This is a genomic window from Tritonibacter sp. SIMBA_163 (genome assembly GCF_046535935.1).
Classification (GTDB): Bacteria; Pseudomonadota; Alphaproteobacteria; order Rhodobacterales; family Rhodobacteraceae; genus Epibacterium; species Epibacterium scottomollicae.
In genome coordinates this window covers 1-277 of the sequence record NZ_JAWJBP010000356.1, presented here as the reverse complement: position 1 = coordinate 277, position 277 = coordinate 1, and the positions used below count along the sequence as shown (strand labels likewise).

General features: G+C 45.1%; 1 protein-coding gene. It reads right to left on the bottom strand.

Annotation, left to right across the window (positions count from 1 at the left end; translation table 11 throughout):
- Positions 1-135, bottom strand: a 135-nt coding sequence (locus R0J92_RS22710) for an SAM-dependent methyltransferase (RefSeq protein ID WP_411053327.1), incomplete at its 3' end; no start/stop codon positions are given.
- Positions 136-277 lie beyond the last annotated feature (142 nt).

Sequence of the window (277 nt, the reverse complement as noted above, 5' to 3'; positions counted from 1 at the left end):
CGGAACCGAAGAAGCACGCCCGCTAATTCGCGCTAAAATAATCGTTTGCACCAACCCAGGAACCGTTAATTCCACCCCTAATTTTGCTGCTGCATCTTGAAAGGCACTAATGCCGGGGATTAACTCCACAGGAATATTCGATCTGCTAACGCCTGCATTTGTTCATGAATCGCACTATAAAGCGTTAAATCACCGGAATGGAGACGCACTACCGATTGATTGTTCCGTACCTTTTCAATCATCAAGGGAACAATATCTTCTAAGGTTTTACTTCCCG